Genomic DNA, 20417 nt, shown 5'->3' with positions numbered 1-20417 from the left:
TGAATGTCTCGAATCTTTAATGCGAGATTATTGGTTTTTATGCTGGCTTTTATCTTTGGGGTGGGCTTTTCTTTGCCTAGTTTTTTACAAACTAAGGGGCCTAAAATCACTTTAGGGTTGGATTTAAGGGGGGGGTTGAGTTTGCTTTTAGGGGTGCAAGTACAAGAGGCGCTTAAAAGCAAATACGCCTCTATGGCCACCTCTTTAGATTATGCTTTCAAACAACAAAATTTGTTGATCCAAGATTTGCGCTCTTCATTGCAAGGTGTTTCTTTTACTTTGCTAGATAAAGATGATGCTAAGGGCGTTGCGCATGTCTTAGAGGATTTGCGCAAAGATGGAATTGAAATTTTTGTCAGCCAAAATAGCTATAACTTGCATTTTTCCTTTGAAAAAGCCCAAGCGCTTAAACAACAAACCGTAACACAAGTTATTAGCACGATTAGAAACCGCCTTGATCAATTTGGTCTAGCCGAACCCACTGTTTTACAGCAAGGTAAAGATGCGATTTTAGTTCAGTTGCCCGGTATTAAAAGCATTGAAGAAGAACAACGGGCAAAGGATTTAATCACCAAATCCGCGCACTTGCAGATGATGGCTGTAGATGAACAAAAAAATGAATATTTAGATCAATTAAGCAGTGCAGAGATAGAAAAACTAGGCGATGTTGTGTTATCTTATACAGGCGATCGTGGTAAGTTATTATTAAAAGCCGTCCCTATTTTAGATGGGGAAATGTTAACAAATGCCCAAGTTGTTTATGATAAGGATAATCGCCCCGTTGTGAGCTTCTCATTAAATGCACAGGGGGCTAAAATCTTTGGGGATTTTTCAGGGGCTAATGTGGGCAAACGCATGGCCGTTGTGTTGGATAATAAAGTGTATTCAGCCCCCTATATCCGCGAACGCATCGGCGGGGGGAGTGGGCAAATTAGCGGGAATTTTACCGTAGCGCAGGCAAGCGATTTAGCCATTGCGCTTAGAAGTGGGGTTTTAAGCGCGCCACTTGTTGTACTTGAAAAGCGCATTATTGGCCCCTCTTTAGGGGCAGATAGCATTAAAACCTCTATTGTAGCCCTTATTTCTGGCTTTATTTTAGTAATGCTCTTTATGATTGCCTATTATGCTCTAGCCGGAGTCATTGCTAGCATGGCTTTAATTGTCAATTTATTTTTAATCGTTGCGGTCATGGCTATTTTTGGCGCGACTTTGACCCTACCGGGCATGGCTGGAATTGTACTCACTGTGGGCATGGCTGTAGATGCTAATATTATTATTAATGAGCGTATTAGAGAAGGGCTTAGGGCTAATGAGAGTGTAGCACAGGCTTTATTTTCAGGCTATGCCAATGCCTCGCGCGCTATTTTTGATTCAAATTTAACCTCTTTGATTGCCTCTTTATTACTCTATGCCTATGGTACGGGCTCTGTTAAGGGTTTTGCACTCACTACTGGCATTGGAATTTTAGCCTCCATTCTGACAGCTATTATCGGTACGCAAGGCTTTTATCAGGCTATCTTGCCTAAACTCTCACGCAAGAAAAACCTTTATCTTTGGTTTGGGGTAAGCCAAAGTATCAAACACTCTAAAAGGATAGCCCGTGGAACTCTTTAAACGGGTTAGAATTTTAAATTTTATGGAGTATTCTAAATGGGGCTTAGCGGCCTCTTGCATCGTTCTTTTGCTTTGTTTGGCTTTGATTATTTTTAAGGGTTTTAATTTGGGGGTGGATTTTGCAGGGGGGAGTGTAGCACAGGTGCGTTTTGAGAAAAAAGCGCCTTTAGTACAAATCCGCGAAGTCTTTGCAAAGGCTCATTTAAATGGAGTACAAGTAAGTGCCTTTGGCTCCGATCAAGAAGTGGTGATTAAAATTCCTGTAGGCAAACAAGAAATTAAAGATTTGGGTAGCAAAATTACAGAGATTTTAAGCCCCTTAGGCAAATTTGAAATCCGTAAATTAGATAGTGTAGGGCCTAAGGTGGGCGATGAGCTCAAACAAAGGGGTATTTTATCTTTGGTATTAGCTATTGTAGCGATGATGTTATATGTAAGTTTTCGCTATGAATGGCGCTTTGCCCTAGCTAGTGTCTTAGCATTAGTCCATGATAGCCTTATTACCGCCACAAGTGCCATTGTTTTTAACATTGATTTAAACTTAGAGGTGATCGCTGCGGTTTTAACCTTGATTGGTTACTCTATTAATGATACGATTATCATTTTTGATCGCATTAGAGAAAGAATGCTTGCTGGCCGTTCTAATGATCTTAATTTTGTGATTAATGAGGCTATCTCTAGTACCTTGACTCGTACGCTGCTTACTTCTTTAACCGTCTTTTTTGTACTGTTAGTACTCTATCTCTTTGGGTCTAGGATTTTAATCGGTTTTTCTTTGCCCATGCTTATTGGTACTGTTGTAGGGACTTATAGCTCCATTTTTTTAGCGCCCCGTATTGCGGTGCTCTTAGGCTTTGATTTGGCCAAATACCATGATAATGAGCTCAAAAAAGCCAAACGCAAACAAGAAAAGGAACGCTTACGGCGCTTGTATGAACATGGAAGAGTCTAAACCACAGAAAGGATAGCCATGGATTGGGGTCGGGTTGTTTTTACGGTCTTTAGTTTGGCTAGCACCACCTCTATTGCGGGCTTTCTTTATGAACCTAATGTGGTGGTTTTATTTGTGGCTATGGCGCTTAATTTCATTGTTACAACCCTTAAAATCGGGGTACAAAAACAATTTGCTTCTGAGTTAATGGGGGGGTCTTTGGTAGCGCTTCTTCATCTCATGCCTGCCTTTGTATTTTTACAAATTTTAAATAATCTAATTCTAGCCTACACTCTTATGATTGGGGCGCTAATTAGTAATGTCTTTTGTTTGATATTACTCATCATTGATAGCATTAAAAATACAGATGTGGAATACTAATGCAAACCTATAATCCTAAAATCATTGAAAAAAAATGGCAAGAAATTTGGGCTAATGATTTGGCATTTGAACCTAGTTCTGATTTTTCTAAACCCAAAAAGTATATTTTAAGCATGATGCCCTATCCTAGCGGCGAGGTGCATATGGGGCATGTACGCAATTATGCAATCGGGGATGCTTTAGCGCGTTACTACCGCCAAGTGGGCTATAATGTATTACACCCGATGGCCTTTGATGCTTTTGGCATGCCCGCAGAAAATGCGGCTATCAAACACCAAATCCACCCTAAAATCTGGACAGAAAAAAATATAGCCAACATGCAAGAGGAATTTAAAGCGCTAGGGTTTTCCTTTAGTAAGACTCGCGAATTTGCTACCTGCGATCCTAACTACACCAAAGTTGAACAGCAATTTTTTATTGAAATGTTTTCTAAGGGACTAGTGTATCAAAAAGAGGCGTGGTTAAACTGGTGTCCTTTAGATCACACGGTTTTAGCTAATGAACAAGTTATTGATGGGAAATGTTGGCGTTGTGGTTCTGCTGTAATCCAAAAGCAAATGCCACAATACTACCTTAGAATTACAAAGTATGCTGAGGAACTTTTAGCCGAACTTAAAAATTTAGAGGACTCTTGGCCTACACAAGTGCTAAACATGCAAGAACAATGGATTGGCAAATCAGAGGGTTTAGTTTTTAGCTTTGCACTAGAATCTGAAAGTGTAGCGCGCTTAAACAGATCAGACTTAACACACATTGAAGTATTTACAACCCGTATTGATACGATATTTGGGGTAACTTTTGTAGCGCTCTCTCCCGGGCATGCATTGGTTCAAGCCCTATTAAAAACAGATTTACTAAGCATAGAGGATAGAGAAGAGATTTTAAGTATCCAAAATACCAACATGCGTACGCGTTCTTTAGAAAAAAGAGGGGTTAAATTACCGCTATCTGTTTTACACCCTTTAACTAATGAGTCTATCCCTGTTTATATGGCTAATTTTGTACTAGATAATTATGGGAGCGGGGCGTTAATGGGGGTACCCGGGTGTGATCTTAGAGATCATGCCTTTGCTATTCTTTTAAATATCCCCATTAAAGAACTCATTGTAGGAGGAGTGGCACCTTGTCCGGTGGGTGTTTTAAAAAATAGCGGGGAATATAACGGGCTTAGCACTACAGAGGCTAAAGAAAAACTTAGCACACTTTTTGAGCAAAAGGGATTAGGAAAGCGCATTATTAATTATCGCTTGCAAGATTGGGGTATTTCACGCCAGCGCTACTGGGGGGCGCTCATTCCTATGGTGCACTGTGCACACTGTGGCTTAGTGTGTGAGAAAGTAGAAAATTTGCCTATTTTATTACCCGAAGATGTGGTATTTGATGGCGAGGGCAATCCTTTAGATAAACATAAAAGTTTTAAACACTGTCTTTGCCCTAAATGCGGGCAAGAGGCGCGCCGAGAAACCGATACAATGGATACCTTTTTCCAATCTAGTTGGTACTTTTTGCGCTACACCACCCCGCCTAAACTTTGGGACAAACAAGCCTTTGATTCAAACGCGCTAGATTATTGGATGGAAGTAGATGAATATATCGGCGGGATCGAACATGCCATTTTACACCTGCTTTATGCGCGCTTTTTCACTAAGGCTCTTAGAGATTTGGGTTATCTTCATATCAACGAACCCTTTCAGGCTCTCACCACTCAGGGCATGGTGCTTAAGGACGGCGCTAAGATGAGTAAATCTAAGGGTAATGTGGTTACGCCTAAGCAAATTTTAGAAAAATACGGGGCAGATATTGCTAGGGCATATATCCATTTTGTCGCACCGCCTAATAAAGAATTAGAATGGAACGATCAAGCACTAGAGGGTGCAGCGCGTTTTTTAAAACGATTTTATGAAAAGTCATTTTTAGCAAAAACCTGCGAACAACTCCCCTTTTTAGATGTAAATAACCTAAGCGATGCAGAAAAAGAAGCGCGCAAAAAGATCTATTTAGCCTTACAAAAATGCCATGATATTTTTGATAAAGTCCAGCCACATTATCCTTTTAATACTTTGCTTGCCTTTTGCATGGAAGCACTCAACGCCCTAGAAAAAACCACAAATAGCGCCCTTTGGACTGAGGGGTATTATATTTTAACCCATGTTTTAGAACCCATTATTCCCCATGTTTGCCATGAAATTTCCAAACGGCTTTTTAATTTGAGTAATTTTAAAACCCTCCATGTAGATCCACGCGCATTAGAAGAAGATCAAATTACAATGGCTGTTACGATTAATGGTAAAAAAAGAGGGCAGATTGTGATCTTAAAAGATTTGGATCAAGAAGCGCTTTTAAAAGAGGCTAGAGCTAGTGTAATTAAATGGCTCAATCAAAAACGCGTGGTTAAAGAAGTTGTTGTACCCCATAAATTAGTGAATTTTGTCGTGCAATGAAGGCCATTAGCGCGCTTTTTGCATTGGTTTTATTAACAGGTTGTGGTTATAAACCCATTGCCGCCCTTTCAGATAAGGTTTTAGGCAAAGGTATATATGTGCGCTTAGTGGTGAATTTACCCAACCCTAAAAACTCTGTGGCTTTTAAGGACATGCTTAATCGCGTGATTGTACAGCGTTTCCAAAATACCCTAACTAGTGAAAAACAAGCCGATTCTATTATCACCATTGAAATCACGCGGGTAGCCGATACTTCCATTAGCCAAAATCAAGAGGGCTTTACTACTTTCTACCGCGCTACGGTGTATGTGGATTATACCTATGATAATAAAATGGGGGTGGTGAAAACTTTCCATGATAGCGGTTATTATAACTACGCTGTTTCATTACAAGACCCCCTCATCACTTACAATAACCGCATTTATGCAATCTCCCAAGCCCTAGATCAAACTCTTACCCAGTTTGTTTCCCAAATTGCCTATGAAGGTAAACTTAACAAATGAATTTAATAGACTATCTAGCATCTAAAACACAGGAGTACGCACCCTTTGATCCTAATCGTTTTAAGCGTATTTATACGATTTTTAATACCTACTACAAGGATCAAGTACCTAAAATCCAAATCATTGGTACAAATGGCAAGGGCAGTACAGGGCGTTTTTTAACTCTTAGCTTAGAACAAGCTGGTTTTAAAGTTTTGCACTTCACCTCCCCTCATTTATTAGATTTTAAAGAGCGCTTTTACACGCAAGGCAAGATCATTACAGATAGCGCTTTAGAAAAAGCACACCAAATCTTACAAACCCTACCCCTAGAACCCATTAGTTACTTTGAATACGCCACTCTTCTAGCTATCGTACTCGCCCAAGATTGTGATTATTTAGTGGCTGAGGCGGGTTTGGGCGGAGAATTTGATAGTACAAGTGTTTTAAATAAAAAAATCGCTCTTATTTATACACCCATTAGCCTAGATCACACAGAAAGATTAGGCCATAGCTTAAAAGAAATTGCTACCACTAAATTAAGAGCTATGATTAATCTAAAACCTCGCACTCCTATTTTACTAGCCCACCAAAACCGCCCCTTTTTAAAATTAGCCAAGCAAATAGCAGATGTATATTCTTTACAATTAACTTTAGCACCTCCCCCCTCTTTAGCTGTGCAAGCCTATGCTAACAAACACCACTACCCCCCCTTTTTGGCTAATAATCTCCAAACAGCTATGAGTGCTTTAGAAATCTTAAATATTAATTCCCCTATCCAAACACTTAAACCCTTAGATTTACCGGGTCGTTTTGAGTTTTTTACGCCCTCTATTATCTTAGATGTGGCGCACAATGTAGGCGGGGCTAGAGCTCTAGCCAAAGCCCTAGCAGATCAAAGGGTGGATTTGGTGTATAATAGCTATCAAAGAAAAGACGCTTATGGGGTTTTAAAAAGCCTTAAACCCCGTGTTAAGCGGGTGTGGATTTTAGAAGTATTAGAGACACAGATGATAGATAGGGGGGTTTTGGAGGGGTTTTTAGAAGAACTGAACATACCCTTTGCTCCCTTTAGCTGGGATAGCTTTAACCCCTTTTCTGGCTTGTTTGTAGTGGCTGGATCTTTTAGTGTTGTGCGTACATTTATAAAAGGCTATCAAGAGTATCAAGGATATTTTAGCGGTAGTAAGGGTTTGTGTGCCAGATAAATTTGTCTTAACAATTATTGATGAAAATGGGTCTAAACAACTCAGGCTTTCTAGGCATGTAAAACGGCATGTACTTTTAATTACCATGCTAGTTATCGGGTTATTATTAGTCGGGGGGTGGTTTTTAGGCTACTTGGTTGAAAAGATCAGTAAAATGACTTTAGAAAAAGGGATTTTAGAGACAAATTATAAAAACCTATATACTAAAAATCACACACTCAAGCTTGAGATTTCTCAAAAAACCCAAGAAATTGCCTTAGTTAGCCGTAAGATTAAAGATTTTGAAAATCTTGTACAGGTTAAAAAAAGTCAAGGCGATGATGCCTATAGCAGTGTGGATTTAAAACAACTCTCTATCCCTAATAAAGCCCTAGCTTTAGCACTTATTCCTAATGGAGAACCGGTTAAAACCTATAGCGCTAAAACCTTGATCAACTCCCCTAATAAAAGATCTTTAGGCCCCTACCATGGCTATATTTTTAATACAACGCCGGATACTCCGGTGTATGCAACAGCTAGTGGAGTGGTAGATGTGGTGCTGATTAGAAATTATCAAGGCTATGGCAAATTAATACGCTTAGAACATGCCTTTGGGTTTAGTTCAATTTATGCGCGCCTTAATAGCATTGTGATTAAAAGGCATGCCTTTGTACAAAAAGGGGAACTACTTGGTTATAGTAGCAATAATCTACACTATGAAATCCGCTTTTTAGGCCGTATTGTAGACATGCCAAAATACATGGATTGGGACATGGCTCACTTTGATTTAATTTTTAAAGACGATTCTCAAGTTAGCTGGAAAAATCTTTTCTACAGCATTAAGGATATGGCTCATATCCGCGAAAAACACCAAACTACAGAAAATCTAGGGGTTATGGGTGTGGCTGAATAAACGGCTCATTTTGATGTTGACTTATAAAGATGGGAGTAAGTCTATTAATGTACACATTGTTTACAAACAAATCATGTACTACATGCTTTTATTGGTGCTAGCTGTGTTCATGTTTTTAGGTATCGCGCTTTATGCCTTTGATATAGAAATTAAAACCACCAAAGCCCAGACTAAAAAACTCAGTGCAGAATATTTCAAGAGCTCACAAGCCCACGCGTATTTAAGCCAAAAAGTTCAAGGCTATTTAGAAGAGCTATTATTAGCAGGCGATCGCATCAGTGATTTAGAAGATTCTGTAGGGATTGAAGGGGAGGATACTAGCGATGCGCCTTTAAGCCAACGCCTAGATGTGGCTAGCATTACAGGGGCTCAAAAAACTTTTATCATGCGTTTTATCCCTAATGATAACCCATTAGAATCGTATCGCCGGATTTCTAGCCCCTTTGCTAAGCGTTTTCACCCCATTTTACACCGCTTATTTAACCATACAGGTGTGGATTTAAGTACGCCTATTAATACACCTGTTTATGCAACCGCTAATGGGGTGGTGGGCTTGGCTAATAGCGGGTGGAATGGGGGTTATGGCAGGCTTGTTAAACTTTACCACCCCTTTGGTTTCCAAACTTATTATGCGCATCTTAAAAAAATCGTGGTTAAAAATGGCGAATTTGTCAAAAAAGGCCAACTTCTTGCTTATAGTGGCAGTAGTGGCATGAGTACTGGACCGCATTTACACTATGAAGTGCGTTTCATGGACAAGCCGATTAATCCTATGTTTTTTATCACTTGGAATATGAGAGACTTTGATTATATTTTTACCAAAGAAAGGAATATTGCATGGCAATCTTTACTAACGATCATAAACAACCTACTAACGGATCAGCTACCATCATCGCCCAAGGCACTAAATTCAAAGGAGAGGTAAACATTGATTGTCATTTACACATTGATGGCCAATTAGAGGGGACTGTGCATTCTGAATCCACCGTTGTGATTGGCAAAAATGGTGTGGTTATGGGGGATATTTTTGCAGCAAGATTAGTAGTAAGCGGTAAATTTAATGGGAATGCACAAGCTGATGTAATTGAAATCATGCCCTTAGGCTATGTGGATGGTAAAATTGTGAGTTCAGAATTAGTTATTGAGCGCAAGGGGATTTTAGCTGGGGAGAGTCGCCCTAGAAATGAAGTGATCAAAGCTTTAGAAGAAAATAAAAATCCTAAAACCTAATGCAATCTAGCCTTTATTGCGCGCTCCCCTCTTTTAAAAGCACTCTTCTAGTAGTTTTGGATAACAAACAGGCTCAAGAAGCCTTGCAGGTGTGGCGCTTTTTTAAACCCCAAATCCCTATTTTTGTCTTACCCGAATTAAGGGCTTATTACCTTGATGACATGCGCGCTTTTAATACAGAACTCAAAGAGCTTTTAAGTGTATTGGGCTGTTTTTATCAATCTAAAGAAACAAACCCACAAACCCGTCTTATCGCCCCTTTAAGCGCACTTTTACACCCCTTACCCAAACCCTTATTACTCCAAAGTTTTAAAATAGAGTGTTTAGAAAGTTACTCTTTAGCAGAGTTAAAAGAAAGGCTTTATTATTATGGCTATGATTTTGTAGACATCATTGAATTACCCGGTGAGGCAAGTTTTAGGGGCGATATTGTAGATATTTTTATCCCGGGCCAGACTAAGCCACATCGCATTAGCTTTTTGGGGCAAGATTGTGAGGATATCCGCACCTTTGATCTAATAACCCAGTTAAGCGATTCAGAACTGCTAGAGTGTTTAAAGATCACGCCCGCACTCTTTAGTTTAAGCCAAGAAAACCACGCTCTTTTACAAACAAGGATAGAAAAACTAGAGAGTAGCGCATTGGTTAAAGATATAGAATCGCTTGGGTTTTGGGTTTTAGAGGATTTTGGGATTGATTTTTTACAGCACTATAGCGCCACCTTAAGCCAAGAAGCCCATTTAGAAGCAAAAGAAATTTTTGAGCTTGACCCTGCTACTAACCTCAAACATGCCCTAAATTTACCGGTGCTACAAACCCCCCCTAATTGCCAAGATATTCAGATTCATTTAAACCAATTAGACACATTTCTCCAACTCAACGCCCATAAACGGGTTACTTTGCTTGCTAAAAACATGGATTTAATCCCTACACACCATCTAAGCGCCCCCTTTAAAAGTGTTGTTTCTGATTGTGTGCTGCATTTTAGTACCCCTGATGTGATCTTTTTCTCTTTACACTCTTACCCACAAAAACACGCATTTTTACGCTCTAAACTCATCTTAGATGAATTAAGCCCGGGGGATTTTGTGGTGCATGAAAATTATGGGGTGGGGCTTTTTAAGGGGCTTGTGCAACAAAGTATTTTTGGTAGCGTGCGCGATTTTATCGCCTTAGAATACCAAAATGAAGACAAGCTGTTATTGCCTGTAGAAAATCTACACCTAGTAGAGCGCTACATCGCTAATAACTTCCCCGTTTTAGATAAATTAGGCAAAAGTAGTTTTATCAAACTCAAGGCTAAAGTCCGTGCTGAAATCTTAGAAATGGCCTCACAAATCATTAATTTAGCCGCTAAACGCTATTTATTAGAGGGGGAGAAAATCAATACAGATAGCGCTAAACTCAAGGCCTTTAAACAAGCCTGTGGTTTTACTCTAACCCCTGATCAAGAAAGCAGTATTACAGCCATTTTAGAGGATTTAGCTCAAGGGCGCGTCATGGATAGGTTGCTAAGCGGCGATGTGGGGTTTGGCAAAACTGAGGTGGCCATGCATGCTATTTATGCTATCTTTTTAAGTGGCAAACAAAGCGCTATGTTTGTGCCCACCACACTTTTATGTGCCCAGCACTTTAATACCCTCCAAGCGCGCCTAGAACCCTTTAATCTTAAAGTAGCCAAGCTAGATCGCTTTAGTAAGAACAAAAAAGAAGTTTTAGAGGGGATTAAAGAGGGGCATATTTCTGTAGTGGTGGGTACGCATGCGCTTTTAGGGGCAAAATTTAAAAACTTAGGGTTAGTGGTGGTTGATGAGGAGCATAAATTTGGAGTCAAGCAAAAAGAGGCAATTAAGGTTTTAAGCCACCAAGTGCATTCTTTAAGCATGTCAGCTACCCCTATTCCAAGAACCCTTAGCATGGCTCTTTCTAAAATCAAGGGAGTTAGCACTTTAACAACACCTCCAGCTAATAGAGAACCTAGCCGTACCTTTGTGAAGGAAAAAACAAACCCCCTACTCAAAGAGATTATTTTAAGAGAATTGCGCCGCAAGGGACAGGTTTTTTATATCCATAATCACATTGAGAGCATGCCCAAAGTCAAACAAAAACTTTTAGAGTTACTCCCTAATTTGCGTGTAGAAATTTTGCACTCTAAAACTCCGGCTAAAGAAGTAGAACAGATCATGATCAATTTTGCACAGGGGCATTTTGAAGTGCTCTTGTGTACCTCTATTGTAGAATCAGGAATTCATTTGCCCAATGCTAACACCATTATCATAGAACAAGCCGATCGCTTTGGTTTGGCTGATTTGCACCAATTAAGAGGGCGTGTAGGGCGGGGGAATAAAGAGGGGTTTTGTTATTACCTAATAGAGGATAAAAACACACTAGGAGAACAAGCCAGTAAAAGACTTTTAGCCTTAGAAAAAAATTCTTATTTAGGTAGCGGGGCTAGCATTGCCATGCATGATTTAGAAATTAGAGGGGGAGGGAATTTTTTAGGGGCAAATCAGAGCGGGCATATTAAAGGCATTGGCTATAAGTTATACACCAAAATGTTAGAAGAGGCCATTTCTCAAGAGAGTGGAGAGATACAGGAGAGTTTTAGCGTGGATTTAAAACTCCAAGTCAGTGGCTTTTTAAGCCCGGATTTAATCCGTAGCGATAGCCTGCGTTTAGAACTTTATAGACGGCTTTCTTTATGCCTTGATTTAAAAAGTGTGGCTACAATCCAAAGCGAGATTCATGCGCGTTTTGGCGCGCTAGATTTAATGACCATTCAGTTTTTACAAATTATCCGGATTAAAATTTTGGCTAACCAGCTTAAAATCCATAAAATTTCTCAATATGGGCAAAATATCACTCTCTTTTTTAAAGAGAAACAAAAACCTTTACAAGCCCCTAGTAAAGACGATGCATCTGTGTTACAAACCATTCTTACAGCTCTGCAGACTCTTTAGTTTCTAATAAGTGTGTGGCTACTTCAATGACTTCTTCAGGCTTAATTAAATCCATGCAGGCATGGGGTTTAATAGGGCCTGTTTTAAGCGGGCAGGTGCGTTTTTTACAAGGCGCACAAGGGAGATTTTTAAAAAGCAAGCGCGCTTTTAAGGGCTTATAAGGGCCTGTTTCATGCAAATCTGTAGGCCCAAAAAGAGCGATCAAAGGGGTTTGTGTAGCGGTGGCAATGTGCATAGGGCCACTATCATTACAAATAAGCAGATCAAGGGCAGCAATGGTATCTATTAAAATAGGGATAGTGGTTTGCCCGCATAGATTATAAAGATTGGCATGGGGTGGGATTTGATCTAAAATTTCTTGAATAACCATTTTGTCGTCTTTAGAACCTAAAAGATAGATTACATGCCCTTGATTTAATAAGGCTTGAATCAGGGTTGCAAAATAATTTGTACTCCAGCGTTTAGCACTCCCAAAGGCAGCTCCCGGACTAATCCCGATGTGTTTTTGTAAAGCAGATAATGTAAGAGGATTGGCCTTTAATTTAAGAGGCGAGGGATTATTTAAAGCCATTAGGGGGGATAATAAATGGTAGTAGCGCTCTACTTGGTGGCCACTATGGGGTTTTAAAGCATGGGTTAAAAGAAAAGAGCGGCAATTTTTGGCATACCCGATTCGAATAGGGGTTTTACTAAAATAAAGCAAAAGGGCCGCATATAAATTATTAGTTAGGGCTAAACCTATATCACAAGGGCCAATGTCTCTAGCTAGTTGGTAAGTAGCCCACATACGGCATTTAGCGCTTTTGGTTTTATCAATAACTAAGACATTGTGTAAATCGCGCTCAAAGAGTGCACACACACTACTAGGCCCAACAAGAACACAAGTAGCCTCTTTAAAAGTGGTTTTAAGAGTCTGTATAAGAGGTGTGGCCATCACGCCATCACCTAGCCAATTAGGCAAACGGATCAAAATTTTCATCATCACTCTTTATACTACTATCATCGCCAAAAGTGTTTGTGCTATTGTCAAATTAAGTTTTTAATATTTAAAAAGAGTTTAAATATTTATGATAGCATGTCTTAAACTTTTGTGAGGTGCGTGTTGAAAAAGATATTTGGAAGTTTGCTACTAACATTGAGCATGGTACATGGGACAAACATCGTTTTAAACAAACCCTTAGCAAGCGTGGTGGTACAAGATAAAGGGGAGCTTGTTTTAAACAAGGGTGATATTGCATACAAGGCTTGGAGTAGTCAAAGTTTACCCGGGAAAGTGCGTATTCTCCAGCATATAGCCGGACGCAAAAATGTGAAGGCAGAAAACCAACCTTTAATGGATAAAATCGTGGCACAACATTTTGATGCAAGTAAATACCAAACGACTAATATCATTAATGTAGACGATGCCATAATGGGAACGGGTCTTTTTGTGCGGGGGGAAACCAAAAAGGCTAAAAAAGAACACCCAGATAGCCAAGTGGTTATGGACAATGAGGGGGTGGTGCAAAAAGCTTGGGGGTTAAAAAAACAAGAAAGTTTGATTGTTGTGCTAGATAAAGAGGGTAAAGTTCGGTATGTGCATGAGGGTAGGCTTAGTAGTGCCCAAATACAACAAGTCATTGATCTAGCTAAAAAATTACAACAAGAGTAGTTATTTACCTACCTGTTTTAACCCCGCGCCCAAAGCTGGGGGTTTTAGGATCATCAAGGTCAGCTAAGGCTGGTAACTTTTCCTCTTTAGAATAGATACCCTCACTACAATCTAAAACTTTTAGCAAGCGTCTTAATTCGCTTAGCTTAAGCTTGTAGGTTTTTAGTTAGTGGTAGAACTAAAATAGATTAAGAGTTTTTGCATAAGTAACGCCTTTTCTCTAATAGCTTTGATAATCTTAATACAACGCTAAAGCGTCTAAAAACCCGTTTTGGATTTGTTTAGCGAGAATAAACATAACCATTTTAATACACTCCCCGCACCCAAAGCTAGGGGATTTTATAGATACCCCCACTACAACACAAAGCCCTTAGCTCTTATGATCTGTTAGCTTAATCTTGCAGACTTTTGGCGTTAGTAGTAAAACAAAAGTAGCTAATAAGAGGTTTTTACATAAGTGCCCAAAAACCCACTTTAGACTTGTTTAGCAAAGTATTCCCTACAACTTACGCCTGCCAACTACGCCACAAAGCCCCTAGCTTTAGATATGAGGATAAAGAGCGCCATGCCAAAGGTTTTGTTTTATAATCCTCAGAGTAAGGGCTTAACTCTAAAGAGTAGAGGCTACAGACCGACCTAGCTACCAAGCCTTGATGATTCTAATCAATCCTACAAGCTTAAGCTATGGGGAGTATGTCAAGAATGCTAAGCTAACCATTACCCTATAGGATTTTTAAAGAATGATTAATTTTAATCTCCTAGAGAATAAACATAGCCATTTAACACACTCCCCGCGCCAAAACTAGGGGATTTTATGGATACCCCCACTACAACACAAAGCCCTTAGCTCTTATAATCTGTTAGCTTAAGCTTGCAAGCTTTAGCTAGCGCTAAAGTGTTCCAATACTAAAGATTTTAGACTTTTTGGCTAGTTTTAGGGGTTGATTTCATGGAAGTTTGGGGTAGGAAAGTTGATTAAATAGCTATAAACCCCAAACATTGGATATAATTTATTAGATTTGTGCTACACTCAAAAGGCCGTTTCTAGGCAAATTTCTCAAGTTTTTTCTTGGAGTAATGGTTTTAGAATTTAGGTGATTTGATGATAAGGTTTTTAGCTCTATCCGTTTTTTTTTTTTTTGTAGTCGCAGACGCCCGCTCTTTTGCCTCTTATCTTAGTGGGGGTTTTTTCTCTTTGGGTATGAATCTTGGGGGCGGAAGTGTTTTAATCTCCAAACAACCCCCCTTAGAGCCAACAGGACATGGACGGTACAACTCTTTACAAATAGGCATGCAAACAGAAGGGGGGTATCAAAGATATTTCACGCCCTTTTTTGGGGTCTCTTATTATGGCTATTTTGGCTACCGCTATTTGTATATGAATAACGCCATGAAAATGGCTAGCGATTTAAATAATGTCAACCGCTACACCTTAGGTTTTGGCGCTAACATGCTTTTTAATGTCTATAGCAAGATCAAAAACGCAGACAAAGCCCACCCTAAAATGCAGGCATACGGCTTTTTTGGCGGCTTACTAGCCATGGTTAATATCTGGACTGAAAGCCTCTTAGATCAAAGCCATAGCTATGTCAACAACAACGCTAATCTCAACGCTACTTTAGGTATTAGTTTGCGTACCGATCATTTTAAATGGAGTTTAGGGGTTTATGTCCCGCTTACTAATCAAATCCGCGTGATTAAAATCCCTAATGGAAGCGGTGGGTTAGAAACCCTTGATATTATAGATAACTATAAAAGTACCCAAATTTTTATGAATTTTACACGGGTTTTTTAGATGTGATGTTAAGATTAGCTTTTCTTTTCTTTCTGCTATTTTCTTTTATCCAAGCCCACCCCTACTCCTCTTATTTAGATGGCCCCTTTCTTTCCTTTGGCATGGGAGGGGGACCGGGGGATATTATGCAAAGTAGCAATGCTAGCTCAATTAATACTCAAGCCCAGCAAGCCTACCAAGCCGAAATTAGCGCCTATGACAAAGCTATTTCCTCTTTGCAAGATAATAAAGAACAAACCATTACCCAGCTTAAAAAATTAGCGCAGCAACTCCAAGAGGCAAACCCCTCCTCAGTAGCCCTAGATCACCTTGTTGATAAATTAGACGCATTAGCTAAAAATCCAGATGTTAAAAATCTGCTGGCTAGTGTCAAGAGTTCTTTATCTGCCTACCAACAATACCTTAACAATACGATCAACTCCTATAACAAAGAAAACCAACAACTCATCAACAGCGCACAACAAGCGCTTAAACATGATGAGACTCAGATTAACCAAGCTTACACCCAAAATTTAAAGACACTTAAACAGGCTATCAGTACTTTTAACTCGCTAAATAGCATAAATGAGCAAATTGCTAAGGATTTATGCGAATCAATCCCACCCCTTCCTTCCTCATCTTCTAAGAGTCCATGCAAATACTACACCCCCCTATCTCTCCCCCCGCCTTTAAATACAAATGGTAGTAATATTTCTTCTCTAACCCCCTCTGAAGTTTCTCAAGCAATTATAACTCTCTCTAGCGATATTAATCAAATGGTAAGCACATATAGCCAAGATGCAACTACTTTAAATCAGGTAAACCAAGCCATTGTACGGACAAATACGCAAAATCTTGATAATTTAAATGCGATTAAAAATGCAGATATTACAAATGCCCTAAACCAAGTTTTGGATATATCCTACATACTGGGACGGGCTTTTCATAACCAGTGGGTGAACTATGCAGACGGAGTAACCTATTCTTTAAATAACGCCGCACACGAAAACTATATTGATGCTGGCGATACTTGTGTTTTTAATATTGTAATTTATGGTTCTACTTCATCAAGCTGTGGGGTAGCAGGTGGCACTACTGCAGCCCTCACCAACTTTAATAACGCACTTACAAAATATGGCTTAAGCTATAAAGATGTGTGGGATACACTCTTTGATCCTTCAAAATTACAAATAGGATCAGGTAAGTATTACATTGAGAAGGCTAATTACCATTCCTCTGAAATGGGAACTTTTTTTAATATTTTAAACAATTATGTAGGCGCTGCAGGGTTTAAGGGAAATTTTACAACAAGCTCTTATCTCTACACCTTGCTAGAGGGAGATTTAAATAATGGTAATTTCACGCAGGCAAATACTATTGTAGAAGCTTATGCTAATACTTTTATACCAGATATGCTAAATTTTTTTGTACTTAATCCTATATGGATCATGAGCGGTGTAGAACCTCATTATACTCCCCCGTATAAAGAGCAAGGCAAACCGTCTGTTCCATTACCCTCCTCTTATAAATCATTACCCAATGTGCAGTACTGCGATAGTAGCCCCACTGTAGGCATGAGCTTTTCACAAGGCTACGGTGTATGTTGGTATAACTCATGGGCAAATGCGATCTTTTTGAGTTATTTTGGATTCTTACCCAATACGGATGCAAATAGCAATACACAAAGAGTAGAAGAAGAAATTGATGCACAATTAGGTATTGCACAAACTAATATCAACACCGCTCAAACCGCTTATAATAATGCAAAAAATTTTCAATCTATCCCACTCTTTTCTATCCCCTCTATGCCTAATATCCCTACTTTAACCCCCACTACCCCTACCGGCATTATCCCTATTAGCACTAACGCGGCTAATCTGCCCCAAGTACAAAAACCCCAAGCACCATTAGTTACTTTTTCTACTAAAAACATGCGCTCAAACTCTTTAAGAATAGGGCTTTTTACAACTGCTGGGTATCAAAAATATTTTAATTCCTTTGTGGGAATGTCTTATTATGGCTATGCGGGCTACCGTTATTTGTATATGGGCACACAAAGCAGTATCAACAATCTTAACCGCTACCAGCTAGGCGTGGGGAGTAATTTACTTTTTAATATTTATAGCAAGATTAGCGTACCTAAAATGGGGCTTCCTAGAATAGGGCATGTAAAAGTTAGGGCTTATGGCTTATTTGCCGGGCTTTTAGGGGTGGTAAACTTTTGGAATGCGAATTATTTTGGGGGCTCGCTTATGCGCTATGATTTAAACATTGATGCAACGGTGGGCATAAGCGCACGGTTTAACCGTTTTAAATGGAGTTTGGGCGCACACATTCCGCTAGTTAATCAAACCCGTAGCCTTGATCCAAATGGTAGCCTTAAACTCATTGATAGTTACAAAAGTACAGATATTTTTATGGACTTTACCACCTTTTTTTAGCTGTAGCAAAATCCTAAGTAGGTAATTTGTTAAAAACAAGCAACACTAGCTAAAAATCTATTAGATTAGCTGTTTATTCTACTTGTTTAGGTTCGCCATCATTGGGGCATTGATCTGAGGGAGCTTGTTGGGCTAGACCTTTTGTAGCGACGGGTTTTTTATTTGAACAATTAGCCGTACTTGCAGTTTTAGTACAACCCATCACCAAAACACCACTCAGGATAGAAACAACAAACCACTTAATTTTCATGAAAATCTCCTTTAGTTGAGGCTTTAACGCTACACTTTTTAAAATAACTGCGTGTTAACGATTAATTTTCTTGCTTAATCTAACAATGAAAAGCCATAAAATGATGAGAAATCCTATAAAAATTAAGGGTAAAACATAAGAGTAGGCGCTACTTTGTTCTAAAGAGTGGCGCATCCAAGTACTAGCATAGTAGGCTAGTAAACTCAAGATCAAAGCCCAAAGCACACAAGAGAGAGCATTAAGCCATACAAAGCGTTTAAAATCAAACTTACTTAAACCAATGGCTAGGGGCACCATAGTTTTAACCCCATAAATATACTTGTTAATAAAGATCAACCACGCGCCGTATTTGCGTATCCAGATATAAATTAAAGCAAATTTGCGTCTGTGTTTGGTTAAATAGGCATGTAATTCTTTTTTTTGGGTACGCCCTACATAGACCAGTAAACAACTCCCCACAAAATTACCCAAACCCGCTACTAGCATGCTCATTTTAATATCCATGTGCCCCCCAGCGCTTAAAATCCCAGCTAGCACAATCCCCACATAGCCACTTCCAAGAGAATACACAAATAATAATAAATAACCCCATGTATTAAACATATCTTGGAAATGCTGGAGGCTTTCTTGCACGCTAGTCCTTGAGAATTTTAGGGTATAATAACACAAAAGTTTTAGGAGTCTATATGACAAATGGCTACTATGCTGCTACCGGTGGAATGGTTAATGAGTTTAATAAATTAGATCAAATTTCTAATAATTTAGCTAATTTAAACACCCCCGGCTTTAAGCGCGATGATGTGGTGGTGGGCGATTTTTTACGGCTTTATCAAAACTACCGCGATAAACTCCCCCTACACGATCAAACCAAACAAGCGGCTAAATACCTCAACCGTAATCTTAATCGCGTGCCTATTATTACCGAGCGCTACACCGATTATAGCCTAGGCCCTATGCAAAAGACAGATAATGAACTAGATTTTGCTTTAAGTGATTCTAACGCCTATTTTGCCGTGCAAACCCCGCAGGGGGTGGCTTTTACGCGAGATGGGAGTTTTACCATTGATTCACAGGGGTTTTTAAGCACCAAAGAGGGCTACCATGTACTAAGCCGTGGGGGTATTCAAAACCAAGCAGGGATTCAAATGTTGCCCGGATCTAGTGTAAGTGTTAATCCTAATGGGGCGGTATTTTTTAGACAGGGTGATGAGGAAGTGCCGGGGGGTAATTTAGCCATTGTAGGCTTTGAAAGCCAAAAGTTTTTAAAGAAAATAGGCAATAATTTATACACCTACCCACAAGAAAAAATGGCAGAAAGAGTAGAACTTAATGCGCCTATTGTGCGCCAACACTTCCTAGAAAAAAGCAATGTAAATGCTGTACTTGAAATGACTCGCTTAATTGAGGCTAACCGCCTAGTAGACATGTATTCTAAAGTTTTAAAAACCCATATGGATGACATGCATACAGAGGCCATTAATAAGTTAGCCCTGCGTGCATAAAGGAAATTTAATGCAATTATCAAAAACTTTAATTCTAGCCGGAGCACTAACTCTAATAGGGAATTTACAAGCAGAACAAAGCGCCTTTTTTGTAGGCGCAATGTATGAAGTGGGGGGTTCTACTTTTAAAGCGCGTATTTTACACGATCAAACCCCTAGCTATGCTGATCGTAGTGCCATCACTCAAGGTATAGGGGTGCATATAGGTTATAACCAGCTTTTTGGACAAAAGGGGTATTTTGGGTTGCGTTATTATGGCTTTTATAACTGGGGGCTAACTAACTTTGGTAAGGTTGTGTATAACAATGCCTCGTATTTTGGTAGAAATACCTTTAATTTATCCGGTTATGGGGTGGGAATAGATTTACTCATTAATTTATTCAATGGGGAGCGATCTAATTTTGGTGTTTTTGGCGGGGTGGCTGTAGGGGGCAATACTTGGTCTGCGATCAATGGGAGCAATGCCACACAATTTCAATGGATGTTTAATGCAGGGGCAAGGCTTGTGGTGGCTAGACATAGCGCTTTTGAGTTAGGGGTTAAAATCCCTATGCGTGTTACGCACATGTACACCCCTGTTATGGAAAATACTTATCTTTCCCTCAAACGCGATTGGGCTTTTACAGCCGCCTATTACTTTCTTTTTTAATCCTTTGTTAG

The 20417-nt window shown here is 39.5% G+C and carries 18 protein-coding genes; 15 read left to right on the top strand and 3 right to left on the bottom strand.

Translation table 11 applies throughout. The features are described 5' to 3' along the window. The first annotated feature begins 3 nt into the window (after window positions 1-3). Genes secD through mfd form a run of 10 tightly spaced genes read left to right on the top strand, consistent with a single transcriptional unit; the run spans window position 4 to window position 12139 of the window. The gene (gene secD / locus G6Q00_RS04175) at window positions 4-1614 is read left to right on the top strand and encodes a protein translocase subunit SecD (protein WP_205426499.1); all 1611 of its coding nucleotides are present in this window, start codon (window positions 4-6) and stop codon (window positions 1612-1614) included. Then, entirely contained in the window at window positions 1601-2566 is a 966-nt protein-coding gene (gene secF, locus G6Q00_RS04170) for a protein translocase subunit SecF (RefSeq protein WP_163532140.1), read from the top strand. The genes secD and secF overlap by 14 nt, the downstream gene beginning before the upstream one ends. A gap of 18 nt (window positions 2567-2584) precedes the next feature. Then, the gene (locus tag G6Q00_RS04165) at window positions 2585-2926 is read left to right on the top strand and encodes a DUF6394 family protein (protein WP_163499204.1); all 342 of its coding nucleotides are present in this window, start codon (window positions 2585-2587) and stop codon (window positions 2924-2926) included. Further along, on the top strand, window positions 2926-5367 hold the full coding sequence (gene leuS / locus G6Q00_RS04160) for a leucine--tRNA ligase (protein WP_205426498.1): 2442 nt from the start codon (window positions 2926-2928) through the stop codon (window positions 5365-5367). Before G6Q00_RS04165 ends, leuS begins: the two co-directional genes overlap by 1 nt. Further along, a complete protein-coding gene (lptE, locus tag G6Q00_RS04155) occupies window positions 5364-5870 on the top strand; it encodes an LPS assembly lipoprotein LptE (RefSeq protein ID WP_163532139.1) in 507 nt (168 codons plus the stop codon). Before leuS ends, lptE begins: the two co-directional genes overlap by 4 nt. Further along, window positions 5867-7057, top strand: coding sequence for a bifunctional folylpolyglutamate synthase/dihydrofolate synthase (locus G6Q00_RS04150; RefSeq protein ID WP_163532138.1), 1191 nt, complete (start codon window positions 5867-5869; stop codon window positions 7055-7057). Before lptE ends, G6Q00_RS04150 begins: the two co-directional genes overlap by 4 nt. Further along, window positions 7047-7949 (top strand): M23 family metallopeptidase, encoded by a 903-nt coding sequence (locus G6Q00_RS04145; RefSeq protein ID WP_205426497.1) that lies wholly within the window; start codon window positions 7047-7049, stop codon window positions 7947-7949. Before G6Q00_RS04150 ends, G6Q00_RS04145 begins: the two co-directional genes overlap by 11 nt. After that, the gene (locus G6Q00_RS04140) at window positions 7936-8874 is read left to right on the top strand and encodes a M23 family metallopeptidase (protein ID WP_163532137.1); all 939 of its coding nucleotides are present in this window, start codon (window positions 7936-7938) and stop codon (window positions 8872-8874) included. Before G6Q00_RS04145 ends, G6Q00_RS04140 begins: the two co-directional genes overlap by 14 nt. Next, complete coding sequence (locus G6Q00_RS04135; protein ID WP_163499200.1) at window positions 8787-9179, top strand: bactofilin family protein; 393 nt, start codon at window positions 8787-8789, stop codon at window positions 9177-9179. The genes G6Q00_RS04140 and G6Q00_RS04135 overlap by 88 nt, the downstream gene beginning before the upstream one ends. Continuing rightward, window positions 9179-12139: a transcription-repair coupling factor gene (gene mfd / locus G6Q00_RS04130; protein ID WP_163532136.1), complete on the top strand. Its 2961-nt coding sequence runs from the start codon at window positions 9179-9181 to the stop codon at window positions 12137-12139. The genes G6Q00_RS04135 and mfd overlap by 1 nt, the downstream gene beginning before the upstream one ends. Here mfd and waaF read toward each other — a convergent pair. After that, complete coding sequence (gene waaF / locus G6Q00_RS04125) at window positions 12117-13121, bottom strand: lipopolysaccharide heptosyltransferase II (protein WP_163532135.1); 1005 nt, start codon at window positions 13119-13121, stop codon at window positions 12117-12119. The two genes, mfd and waaF, sit on opposite strands and share 23 nt — an antisense overlap. Window positions 13122-13241: 120 nt before the next feature. Between waaF and G6Q00_RS04120 the strand changes: the two genes are divergently transcribed. From G6Q00_RS04120 to G6Q00_RS08450, 3 genes are all read left to right on the top strand, one after another. Next, window positions 13242-13790, top strand: a complete 549-nt coding sequence (locus tag G6Q00_RS04120) for a YtfJ family protein (RefSeq protein ID WP_205426496.1) — start codon at window positions 13242-13244, stop codon at window positions 13788-13790. Between the two features lie 1102 nt (window positions 13791-14892). After that, window positions 14893-15585, top strand: coding sequence for an outer membrane beta-barrel protein (locus tag G6Q00_RS04115; protein ID WP_163532133.1), 693 nt, complete (start codon window positions 14893-14895; stop codon window positions 15583-15585). Between the two features lie 5 nt (window positions 15586-15590). Beyond that, a complete protein-coding gene (locus G6Q00_RS08450; protein ID WP_346265332.1) occupies window positions 15591-18005 on the top strand; it encodes an outer membrane beta-barrel protein in 2415 nt (804 codons plus the stop codon). A 73-nt stretch (window positions 18006-18078) separates the two neighbouring features. Here G6Q00_RS08450 and G6Q00_RS04105 read toward each other — a convergent pair whose 3' ends face one another. Together G6Q00_RS04105 and G6Q00_RS04100 are read right to left on the bottom strand one after the other, a co-directional pair. Then, the gene (locus G6Q00_RS04105) at window positions 18079-18255 is read right to left on the bottom strand and encodes a hypothetical protein (RefSeq protein ID WP_163532132.1); all 177 of its coding nucleotides are present in this window, start codon (window positions 18253-18255) and stop codon (window positions 18079-18081) included. 54 nt (window positions 18256-18309) lie between these two features. Then, window positions 18310-18888 (bottom strand): DedA family protein, encoded by a 579-nt coding sequence (locus G6Q00_RS04100; RefSeq protein WP_205426494.1) that lies wholly within the window; start codon window positions 18886-18888, stop codon window positions 18310-18312. 53 nt (window positions 18889-18941) lie between these two features. On the opposite strand from G6Q00_RS04100, the gene G6Q00_RS04095 reads away from it, so the two are divergent. Together G6Q00_RS04095 and G6Q00_RS04090 are read left to right on the top strand one after the other, a co-directional pair. Further along, entirely contained in the window at window positions 18942-19757 is an 816-nt protein-coding gene (locus G6Q00_RS04095) for a flagellar hook-basal body protein (protein ID WP_205426493.1), read from the top strand. A 10-nt stretch (window positions 19758-19767) separates the two neighbouring features. Further along, complete coding sequence (locus G6Q00_RS04090; protein WP_205426492.1) at window positions 19768-20406, top strand: outer membrane beta-barrel protein; 639 nt, start codon at window positions 19768-19770, stop codon at window positions 20404-20406. Window positions 20407-20417 lie beyond the last annotated feature (11 nt).

The sequence above is a fragment of the Helicobacter suis genome (assembly GCF_902196125.1).
In the GTDB taxonomy this organism is placed as follows: Bacteria; Campylobacterota; Campylobacteria; order Campylobacterales; family Helicobacteraceae; genus Helicobacter; species Helicobacter suis_B.
Note: the sequence above shows the minus strand (reverse complement) of the source record. Positions and strands in the feature narration are given on the sequence as shown.